10 protein-coding genes and 1 tRNA gene are annotated in these 10,137 nt (G+C 37.1%); all 11 read left to right on the forward strand.

The window, feature by feature from the left end; genetic code table 11:
- Positions 1-785, forward strand: a 785-nt coding sequence (locus tag GXZ93_07270) for an amidohydrolase (GenBank protein ID HHT79573.1), incomplete at its 5' end; no start/stop codon positions are given.
- Positions 782-1,648 carry a 2-phosphosulfolactate phosphatase gene (locus GXZ93_07275; protein ID HHT79574.1) on the forward strand — a complete coding sequence of 289 codons (867 nt, stop codon included), beginning with the start codon at positions 782-784 and terminating at the stop codon, positions 1,646-1,648. The genes GXZ93_07270 and GXZ93_07275, both read left to right, overlap by 4 nt.
- A 240-nt stretch (positions 1,649-1,888) precedes the next feature.
- Positions 1,889-2,878 (forward strand): LacI family transcriptional regulator, encoded by a 990-nt coding sequence (locus GXZ93_07280; protein ID HHT79575.1) that lies wholly within the window; start codon positions 1,889-1,891, stop codon positions 2,876-2,878.
- 212 nt (positions 2,879-3,090) lie between these two features.
- A complete protein-coding gene (locus tag GXZ93_07285; GenBank protein ID HHT79576.1) occupies positions 3,091-4,092 on the forward strand; it encodes a Gfo/Idh/MocA family oxidoreductase in 1,002 nt (333 codons plus the stop codon).
- Positions 4,093-4,171: 79 nt separating this feature from the next.
- Positions 4,172-5,338, forward strand: coding sequence for an aminopeptidase P family protein (locus GXZ93_07290; protein ID HHT79577.1), 1,167 nt, complete (start codon positions 4,172-4,174; stop codon positions 5,336-5,338).
- The gene (locus GXZ93_07295) at positions 5,335-6,624 is read left to right on the forward strand and encodes a M20/M25/M40 family metallo-hydrolase (protein ID HHT79578.1); all 1,290 of its coding nucleotides are present in this window, start codon (positions 5,335-5,337) and stop codon (positions 6,622-6,624) included. The genes GXZ93_07290 and GXZ93_07295 overlap by 4 nt, the downstream gene beginning before the upstream one ends.
- Before the next feature lie 54 nt (positions 6,625-6,678).
- Positions 6,679-7,608 carry a glucosamine-6-phosphate isomerase gene (locus GXZ93_07300; GenBank protein ID HHT79579.1) on the forward strand — a complete coding sequence of 310 codons (930 nt, stop codon included), beginning with the start codon at positions 6,679-6,681 and terminating at the stop codon, positions 7,606-7,608.
- A 22-nt stretch (positions 7,609-7,630) separates the two neighbouring features.
- Positions 7,631-8,308: a hypothetical protein gene (locus tag GXZ93_07305; GenBank protein ID HHT79580.1), complete on the forward strand. Its 678-nt coding sequence runs from the start codon at positions 7,631-7,633 to the stop codon at positions 8,306-8,308.
- An 18-nt stretch (positions 8,309-8,326) separates the two neighbouring features.
- Complete coding sequence (locus GXZ93_07310) at positions 8,327-9,028, forward strand: hypothetical protein (protein ID HHT79581.1); 702 nt, start codon at positions 8,327-8,329, stop codon at positions 9,026-9,028.
- Positions 9,029-9,103: 75 nt separating this feature from the next.
- Positions 9,104-9,180, forward strand: a tRNA-Met gene (locus tag GXZ93_07315).
- A gap of 370 nt (positions 9,181-9,550) precedes the next feature.
- Positions 9,551-10,137: AAA family ATPase (locus GXZ93_07320; GenBank protein HHT79582.1), on the forward strand; the 587-nt coding region annotated here is incomplete at its 3' end.

Here is a 10,137-nt window from a genome sequence, read left to right on the forward strand (position 1 = left end):
AGAAACTGCTCGAAATAATGGACAACAATAATATTAAGTCAAGTGTTGTTTTAAGCACAGTTCTTTCACCCAAAACAGGGAACGAAGAGATAGACAGAATGAACCGGTATGTCAGCAGCCAGATATCAGCAGACAGGGACAGGCTGCTGGGATTTTTTACAATAAATCCTTTTTTTAAAAAAGAAGCATTGCAGGTGTTGGAAAGAAGCATAAATGAACTCAGGTTATGCGGCTTGAAGATACATCCACCATTTCAGGAGATTTTTCCAAATGATGAAAAACTATATCCATTCTATAAAAAAATGGAAGAATACGATCTTCCGGTTTTGTTTCATACAGGTTCCATAGGCATAATACCTTATAAAGACTGCTATTCTAATCCGGCTTTTCTGGATGATGTTGCCTGTAATTTTCCTAACCTTACAATAATAATCGGACATTCCGGAAAGATATGGCATAAGGAAACTGCCATGCTGCTTAGAAAGCATAAAAATATTTATGCGGATATAAGTACAAATATCGGAAGAGATCTTTCTTTTTCCGAGCATCCCATGTCATGGCTTCTTTATAAAATTAAATCTTATGCCGGCTGTATGGACAGACTGCTTTTCGGAAGCGACTATCCTTTGTATATGCAGAATGAAACCATAAAATGTTTCGATAAAGCAGTTGCGTTTCTGAATTCAAAATATCCCGGCTTTATAACCGGTGATGATATGGAAAAAATAATGTATAAAAATGCTGAAAAATTACTAAACCGGATTAAAAATAAAAGGAATTTGTGATTATTAAAAATAAAAAAATAACGGTAAATGTGGCTCTTGCAAACAGTTTTGACAAAGAATTGTATGATCCGATTATTGCCGGTTCGGTATGTGCAGTCATTGACACATTAAGAGCAACATCTACAATGACTGCTATTTTTGGTTCGGGCTGCAGGAGAATAATACTATCAAAAAACAAAAGCGAAGCTTATGTTTTAAAAAAGATATTTAACAAGTATCTTTTATGCGGCGAGGAAAACGGTCTTCCTCCTGAAAGATTTGATTATGGAAACTCACCTTATGAGTTCTCGAAACTCAGTCTTTCAGGGGAAAAGACAATAATGATGACTACAAACGGTACAGTTTCATTTTTCAGATTACTCAGGGCAGATAGCATTTTTGCTCTTTCTCTTCTGAATCTCAGCACTGTTCTCAGACACATGTCGCTGATTGCAGAAAAAGAGAGTAAGGATATTTTTATTTTGTGTTCGGGAAAGAAGGGACATATAGCATATGATGATGTATATAATGCCGGAATGGCAGTAAAGTACCTTATTAGTTCTAATCCGGACAATTATATATTGTCAGATTCTGCACGGATTGTCCTGGAAATTGTAAGAAATAATACCGATATTGCGGGAGCGCTTGGGAATTCCTGCAGCGGCCGGGCTGTAAAGGATATAGGGCAGGATATTGATATAGATTTTTGTTCAGAAATTGACAGATACTCCAATGTTCAGATATTGCGCGTAATTGATCTGCTTGTAAATCCTGATAAAGAAACTGAAGAAAAATATAGCGATATTCTGAAAGAAAAAAACAGGCTAAAAGACAATTGTTTTGAAAAATTACTGGTAATGGAAGAATACCGGGAGAGTAAATAATAGCTTAAGATGTTTTTGCTTCTTCCTTTTCATTTTTGGAAAAGCTGAAATAAAATGTTTACGCCTTTACCCGGAGTGCTTTCTTAAAACTTTTTTACCAGGATTTATTTTTTTATATCATATTTATATATTTATAAGTTATAGTAGTAACAGGGTGGCAGTTGCTGCAGAAGAGCTGTTTTAATAATATAATAGACCTGTATTCCGATTATTAATTTTATATATGGCAATGAATAGCAAATGAAAAAGGTAACTTTAAAAGACATAGCCCAAAAAACCGGTTATACTGCAAATACTGTTTCCAGAGCCCTGAAGGGCAAAAAGGATATCTCTGAAAAAACCCGAAACCATATCAATAATATTGCAAATAAAATGGGCTATATTCCCAACAATATTGCAGGATCATTAAGATCAGGAAAAACAAGGACAATTGCAACTATAGTTCCGGATATTTCCGATCCTTTGATAGCGATATGGTTAAATGATGTGGAAACAAGACTCAGAATCAATAAATATAACACTTTCATTATAAATACTGAGGAAAAATATGAAAATGAGGAAGAAGCAGTAATACTTGCGCTCAGTAAAAATGTCGATGGCATAATACTGTGTCCAACCCAGAAAAAAAATGATGACATAAAAATGCTTGCAAGGCTGGGCATGCCTTTTATTCTGCTTGGCAGAAGATTTTATGACATTGATACAGATTTTGTAATCTCGGATGATATAAAAGGCGCTTTTCTTGCAATAAACCATCTTTTAAACAAAGGATACAGGGATATTTTATTTATTAATGGCCCTACATACATATCTTCTGCCCGGGAACGCCTTGAAGGTTATAAAAAAGCTTTCAGGTCAGGAGGTCTTGCATATAAAGAAGAACTGGTCATGGAATGCGGAGTAACTGCCGGTAACTGTACTTTGATAATGAAAGAAATTATTGATAAAAAATTAAATTTTGATTCAGTTTTCGCTTTCAGCGATCTGATGGCCTGGGAAATAATAAGTACATTGCAAAATATAAATATGTCCAGGTATGGGAATCTACCCGTAATCGGATATGATAATATACAGTCAAGATTTTTTTATCCATTTCCCCTGACTACGGTAAGTTATCCAAAAAGACAGATGGCATATCAGGCTGTTGACATTCTTTTGAGTAAAATAAGAGGCGAAACTCAAAACGATTATGAGCAGCATATTGTAGATACAAGGCTGGTAATCAGGTAAACATATATATCTGAAACATTTTTTATGAATATATATATTTTTTATTTAAGCCTCTGAAAGAAACATAAATGTGTGATTATAAATATTGACAGAATCCAACATTAACGTTAATGTTATATTATGGATTAGTAGGGCTGTAAACATTCTGAATCTGAATAATAAATTATATTTTCTATTAATAATCCTTAAAAATATTTTCCCGGGAGGTAAAAATGGAAAGAATAAGAGTCGGAATAATCGGTCTTGGCTGGTTTGGAGAACATCATGTGGATACATTTCAGCAGTTGCCTCTTGCAGAAGTCTCAGCGATCTGCACAAGAAGGCCTGATCATCTGAAAAAAATGAGTGAGAAATATAATGTTGAAAAGACTTATACCAACTATGCTGACATGCTTAATGACAAAACTATTGACATGATATCAATAGTTACTCATGTTCCTGACCATGAGCAAATAGCAGTAGATGCGATAAAAGCAGGGAAACACGTCTTTCTTGAAAAACCTATGGCAAACAGTACGGAAGAGTGCGACAGAATACTGGAGGCGTTAAAAGGTACAGATAAGTTTTTTATGGTTGGGCATGTCTGCAGGTTTGATACAGCATATGCTCTTGCCAAAGAAGAGATAGAAGCAGGAAATATTGGCAGAATAGTTTCTATACATGCAAAAAGAAACCTGGCGAAATGGATAACAGAAGGCCATCTCAATAAAATAAGTGCGCTTTTTGGTGACGGAATTCATGATTTTGATCTGATGCTCTGGTTTACAAAAGCAAAACCTAAAACTGTTTATGCAAAAACAAAGAGCACAAGGCCAAATCTTAAATATGATGATGTTGCATGGGCTCTTTTTACACTTGATGACGATACATTTGCAGTAATTGAAACTATATGGTGTCTGCCTGATAATGTGCCTTTTGCTATTGATGCCGGAATGGAAATAATAGGTACTGAAGGAGCTATCTATATTGATAATTCAGGGTCAAACTATACAGTTCTGACTAAAAAAGGTCTCAGCTACCCTCAGTCGACATACTGGCCTTCAGTACATGGTCTTAGAAGAGGATATTTAAAAGAAGAGTTTGACTATTTCCTGAAATGCATAGCAAAAAATGAAAAGCCGTCAGTAATTACTCCTCAGGAGTCCAGAGATGTCGTTCATGCAATAAGAATGGCAGAGAAATCAGCTGATGAAAACAGGATAGTAGAATTTTAAATTAAGCCTATGCTTAATTGTTAAGTTTTAAAGATAATTTTTAAAGACATAAAAATAAGTTATATTACAGGAGGAAAAAATGAGACTTAATCCGATAAACCCTAATGAGTATGCAGAAAGGGTTAAAAAACTTCAGAATGAATTAAAAGCAAATAAAGTAGATCTTTTTATAGGATACAGCAGTGAATGCGAATCTGCTTCTTCAAGATATCTTACAGGATTCTGGCCTTTTTTTGATTTTGCAACAGTTATTGTTCCATCGGAAGGCAAAGCGGCTCTGGTTACAGGTGGCCCGGAATCAAGGGATTTTGCAGAAGCTTTTTCGACAGTGCCGGGCGTTTTCATAAATCCATTGCTTGTTGAGACGTCCGCTCCTGAATGGGTGCCCGATGTCACCAATATGAATCTTAAAGATATCATTTCAAGGATATATAATGGTTCTGTCAGAAGAGTAGGGATAGGAAACTGGAATATCTTTCCTTATGCCTTATTTAAAGAGCTTAAAGAGTTTTTTCCTGATGCTGAATTTATAAATGCAGATAATCTGCTGCTTAATGTACAATCGATAAAAACCCCGGCAGAAGTTCCATATATTGAAGAAGCTTACAGGATAACCGAAGAATCATTAAAAACTGCTCTTGAATCTGCAAAACCAGGGAAAAAAGAATGGGAAATCGAAGCTACTGCAAGAGCAAAAATGCTTGAGATGGGAGCAGAAGGAACTCCTTATCCAAACTGGGTTTGTTCCGGAGACAATACAAGATTAAGTTTGTGTAGATCCACAAATAAACCAATTAAAGAAAATGAGCTTGTCCAGCTTACTATAGGGGCTAAATATATGGGTTATTGCGGTAACATGTGCAGGCCGTTTGTAATAGGCAAAGCTCCTGCCGAAGTAAAAAAACTAATGGAAGTGGCTCTTGAAGCAGTAAATTATACTCTTGGAGCCATAAAACCCGGAGCGATTGCTTCTGATATATTTGACGGATATTATAAACTGCTTTCAAAACACAAATGTGAAGAATTAACTCTTTATGGTCCTGCCCACGGAACAGGAAGCTCAGAGGTTGAAGGGCTCTGGCTTGCCAAAGATGCTGACTTTGTTATAAAAGCGGGAATGCTTTTCAATATAGATATATGGCTTTCAGACGGCAAGAACGGTCTCAGATATGAGGACGGTGTTCTGGTAACAGAGAAAGGCATAAAAGAACTTACTAGCTATAGAAGAGAAATAATTGAACTATGACAGAAGATATAAAAAGGTCAGTTTATCTTCAAATCGAAAAAAGAAAAAAAGAAATTGAAGAATGGCTTAAAAAGCTGGTAAGCATACCAAGCGAGAACAGATATCCTGATGGCTTTGAAGCTGATGCCCAGAATTTTATTGAAGATGAATGCAGGAAATGCGGACTGGAAGTTGATACTTTTTTACCTACGGATATCAGGAATATTGAAAAACATGACTACTGGCTTTCGGGAAGAAACTACGGCAATGGCAGGAAAAATGTAATTGCCAGATGGAAAGGGGATTCCGGGGGAAAATCTGTTTTACTGAGCGGGCATGTTGATGTAGCTCCTTTTGAACCTGATAACTGGAAAGAGACAAGACCTTTTGTTCCGGTAATAAAAGAAGGCAGACTTTATGGTCGTGGAGCAGCAGACATGAAGGGAGGTCTTGCAGCCTCTTTCTGGGCAGTCAAAATTCTCAGGGAATCTGGCTACATGCCGGCAGGAGATATTATTTTTGAAAGTCTTGTTGATGAAGAATTTGCAGGCGGAAACGGCACGCTGGCTGCCCGCCTTAAAGGATATAATACTGACTTTGCCATAGTGACTGAACCTACAAGGATGGAAATATGCACAGCGTGTCCTGGTGCAATTCTTGGAGAATTAATCATAAGAGGTAATGCCGGAATACCGTATATGGGACAGCCTATCTATAATCCAATTGATGGCGCATCAAGAGCGATTTGTTTTTTTGAAGAATGGATAAAATACTGGAGAGACAAAAACAAACATGAGTTGTTTCTTGAAAAAGGCAAAGAACTGAATTATCTTTTATGGGACATATCGACCCGGGTTTCTGACGAGCTTATTCAGATGGGCACTCCTGCAATTGTAAAAATTTCATGGGTAGTGTGGGTGAGTCCCGGAACCAGCGAAGAGTATTTCTTTAAAGAATTCAGGAAATTCTGGGATGAAAAAGCCGGACAGGACGAAGTGTTAAAAAATTTTGATCTCGAAATAAAGCAGACATTTCATTTTGTAAGGCCCTGGCAGACTGACGGATCAAGTGAAGGAATAGATACAATTATCAGGTCATACTCTGATTATACAGATAAAAAAGCAGATATTGCAGGCGCTACTTTTTCATGCGACATGGCTATATATGGGGATGTTGGCAGAATACCCGTTATTCTTCTTGGTCCGAGAGGAGACAATCTCCATGGTTCAGATGAGTGGGTATTGCTTGAAGATATTTACAATCTTATAGGAATATTTATTTTATTTATTAAAGACTGGTGTAAATAAATATAGCAGTTTATTATTAATATAAGATATTCAAACAATATAAGGAGTAAATTTATGCGTAAATTAAGCAAAGTTGCCCCTGAATGGTGGGATTATACAACACTTGATGACAGCCTTCTTGAAGAGGTAGCAAGGCTTCAGCCTGATGATTTCATAAAATTGCAAAGGGACGGTTTTAAAATAAAAATGTACGATACCCTTGAATCATTTTATACTGCTGAGGCACTTGAATATGTCAGATGCTGGCAAGCATCAACTTCTTCAAATCCTGTCGGAATCTGCGGGCCTATCGGGCCCACTGAGCAGCTCCCTCTTGTAGCAGAGATAATAAATGCTCTGGAAATAAATGTAAGAGAAGGACATTTCTGGGGAATGGACGAATGGTTCATAGATGGTAAGGAAATGCCTGCTACAAATCCACTGAGCTTTACAAAAGCAAGCATGGATTTATGCTTTAACAGAATCAGAAAAGACTTGAGACCGGCTGATGAGAACATCCATTTTCTAAAAGCTGACAATATAAACAGCTATTCGGAATTATATGATCAAGTTGAATGCAGGATAATGCAGGGCGGACAGGGAGAAACCAAACACTGGGCTTTTAACGATCCGTTAAAAAGAGAAGGAGAATATAAAGATAGTCCTCCTTCACCTGAACAGTTCAGAAAATTAGCTGCCAGAGTAGTAGATCTTCATCCTATGACTTTAATGCAGAATGCAAGAACCTCAAGCGGTGGAATTGTTTCAAATATTCCTTCCCAGGCTATAACAGTCGGTCCTGTAGAAACCTGGAAAGCCGGGAGAGTATCAATATGGCATGCCGGCACGCATGATAATCCATTCGGAATGAGGCTGACAACTTTTATGATTTCAAAAAAAATAATTGATTCATCAGTTCCAATGTCGCTTCTTGCCGAGCATGATGATGTTTTATTTAATTTTTACAGACCTGGCATAGGCACCTGCATTGCGGAAATGCATTAATAAATATATTAAGAGGGTGAAAATGAAATTAATTGATGCCTCAGGCCCTGTTTATGAAGGAATGTGGAGTTATGGAAAGCCGTTTCCTGAATTTCGTTTAAAAGAATTAAATAATCCCGATTGGGTTGATTTTACCGCATATTCCCAGGAATTCGAAGGCCTTTCAAGTGCAACCGGCACCTATATAGATGGTCCATCCCATGCGCTTGGTCTTGACAAGTCTTATCCTATGAGTGATATTCCTATCGAAAAATTATTCGGGATAGATGCATATGTTTTGAAATTTGATTTAAAGAAATTAAGTAAAGTCGGAAAAAGGCCCGCCATCACATTAGAGGATATTGTCGTAGCTGAAAAAGAAAATATCCCGGATAATAGCGCCATTATTTTTGCAACCGGGTGGGGGAGGCACTGGACATATCCTGATTTTTTAACAGATAATTGGTTTTTTAAAAAAGATGCAGTCGAATACCTTGTTAAAAAAAAGCCGACTATTTTTGCTGCCGATACTCCTTCTTTTGATAATATAGATGCAAAGCAGGGAATCTGGGACCTTATTTTTAATAATAATATTTTAATCGTTGCCCCACTTATTAATCTTGAAAAGATCAATGCATATAAGGTCAAACTTTATATCTGCCCATTAAACATCCTAAATACCACAGGGCTGCCCTGCAGAGTAATTATTGAGGACAAATGATTGTAATAAGGATTTTTTATGAATGACGGCGTAAGGATTCTTGATATCCGTGAGCTGGATATAAAGCTTTTGGGCAATTTGTGCAATCAATGTGAGATGTGGTTAAATTCAGAGAAAATAAACATAATCAGAGAATTTAACAGTGCTCCCAGGTTTTCTGTTTTTTTAAAAAGTCTGTTTTTTAGCATAAGTAATAAAACCAGCAAAACAGGATATATTAATTATTTTTTAAAAAATGGCGGGATGGGGAAAGCTGCCGTCATAAAAGATAGCAGAATTACAGGCATAGCTTTATATGGCAGCTATTGTCTTTTTCCTGCATTAAAACAATTTGCCATCTATCCTCCTGATTTTGAAAGCGCCTTTCTTGGATGTGTCTGCATTGATGAGGATTTTTCGGAGTTCGGAATTGGAGAAAGATTGCTGCTTTCAGTTGAAAAAGATTTGATAGAAAGGCAATATAAATCAGTCGAGACCATAGCAAAGAGAGCCAATGATGATTTAAGCGAGGAAGATTTTGCCAGGATTCATTTCTTTAATGTAAAGTTTCTTATATCCAAGGGATTTTATATTAAAAAGAATGATGAGCTGTATCCTCTTTTAAGACTTGATCTTAGCAATATCATAACAGTCCCCGAAGAAGAATCCTGGTTATATAAATTATTTATCAGAAATCATGCTAAAAGGTCTTCAGTGACAGAGGCATGCAGGAAAAAATAAAATAACATACAAGTGTTTGTTTGCATATTTTTTAAAATATTATTATAATACATTCTCCGCATAAGTAATTTTCATTGCGGGGTGGAGCAGTCTGGTAGCTCGTCGGGCTCATAACCCGAAGGCCATAGGTTCGAATCCTATCCCCGCTACCAACTTAAAACGTAGCTATTGATACAATCTCTCGTATTTATTAATAAATAATTACTTTCTTTTGTTTTTGGTCTATTTTCTGTCCGGAATAGGGAGCAAGATTTCACTGCCGTCTTTGAAGCGGTAAAGCAAGGTGTTATCGTTCTTCACCGTCACTGTGTCCACAGTGCTCATTTGGAGTGCGATCGCTAAATGGGCTTGGTTATTAATAAATCTTGCTGTCAATAGCATTGCGGATCATCTGCTGAAGGCTCTTTTTCAAAAAATCATGATGATTCTGAAAAGTGCGCAATAAAACGATTGAAAAATGATCAACAAAACGATTGAAAAGTGCTCAATAATATTCTAATATGCCATTAGGAGGTGAGACTTGTGAGCTTAAGAAAAGACGGATATATGCCGAGGTTAATTGATGATAAGGTCGCAAGATATCTGAAAATCTTCGGAGCGGTTTCTATTGAAGGCCCTAAATGGTGTGGAAAGACATGGACCGGACTAAATTATGCAAATAGCGTAGCATATATGACTGAGAAAAGTCAGATAAGTATGGCAAGCATTGACCCGAAGTATATTTTTCTTACTGACAGACCACAGCTGATTGATGAATGGCAGGTTGTTCCGGGCATATGGGATGCAGTTCGCCATGAGTGTGATCGCAATCGAGAAAAAGGGAACTTTATTCTTACAGGCTCAACTTCGCTTGATTCAACATCAAGTGAAGAAGTATATCACTCCGGGACGGGGAGAATAGCTACAATTCGTATGCATACCATGAGTCTGTATGAATCCGGAGACTCGACAGGCAAAGCCTCTATCGGTGATATGCTTGAAGATCAGTTAAGCGAAGGACATACCGGCAAAGTTGGGCTAGACAAGCTTGCGCATTTGATTGTTAGGGGAGGATGGCCGGAGAATATTGATATGCCGGATAGGGATATCGGCATTATCCCAAGAAGTTA

This window comes from Actinomycetota bacterium (assembly GCA_012837825.1).
Lineage (GTDB): Bacteria > Actinomycetota > Humimicrobiia > Humimicrobiales > Humimicrobiaceae > Humimicrobium.

Bases quoted from the DNA above. Each gene is read 5' to 3' on its own strand.
- GXZ93_07280 (HHT79575.1), top strand. From the start codon at position 1,889: ATGAAAAAGGTAACTTTAAAAGACATAGCCCAAAAAACCGGTTATACT.
- GXZ93_07285 (HHT79576.1), top strand. From the start codon at position 3,091: ATGGAAAGAATAAGAGTCGGAATAATCGGTCTTGGCTGGTTTGGAGAA.
- GXZ93_07290 (HHT79577.1), top strand. From the start codon at position 4,172: ATGAGACTTAATCCGATAAACCCTAATGAGTATGCAGAAAGGGTTAAA.
- GXZ93_07295 (HHT79578.1), top strand. From the start codon at position 5,335: ATGACAGAAGATATAAAAAGGTCAGTTTATCTTCAAATCGAAAAAAGA.
- GXZ93_07300 (HHT79579.1), top strand. From the start codon at position 6,679: ATGCGTAAATTAAGCAAAGTTGCCCCTGAATGGTGGGATTATACAACA.
- GXZ93_07305 (HHT79580.1), top strand. From the start codon at position 7,631: ATGAAATTAATTGATGCCTCAGGCCCTGTTTATGAAGGAATGTGGAGT.
- GXZ93_07310 (HHT79581.1), top strand. From the start codon at position 8,327: ATGAATGACGGCGTAAGGATTCTTGATATCCGTGAGCTGGATATAAAG.